This window comes from Leucobacter japonicus (genome assembly GCF_001273855.1).
In the GTDB taxonomy this organism is placed as follows: Bacteria; Actinomycetota; Actinomycetes; order Actinomycetales; family Microbacteriaceae; genus Leucobacter; species Leucobacter japonicus.
The window spans coordinates 1-251 of the sequence record NZ_JHBX01000032.1; the positions used below are offsets into that span (position 1 = coordinate 1).

A 251-nucleotide genomic window follows, 5' to 3' on the forward strand; every position below is an offset into this window, starting at 1 on the left:
GGATCATGCTCGGTGCGCACCATCACCATCCGCACCCGATCCCCCGGCGCCACGGAGACGTTGCCGGAGAGGCCGGGATAGATCGCACCGAGCGACGGGATGCTCGCGAGTTGAAACGGCACGGGATCACCGGGATTGTCCCGGTAGAAGTGCAACTCGTATTTCGTCGTCACCCCGAACACCGGCTCCCCGATCGACGCGAGGGCGCGCATGGACGTGGCCCAGCCGAGCTCGGGATCGATGGTGAGGGG

1 protein-coding gene is annotated in these 251 nt (G+C 66.5%); it reads right to left on the reverse strand.

The features are described 5' to 3' along the window. The coding region (locus tag AMS67_RS17550; protein WP_162230788.1) for a hypothetical protein at positions 1-251 on the reverse strand (251 nt) is incomplete at both ends.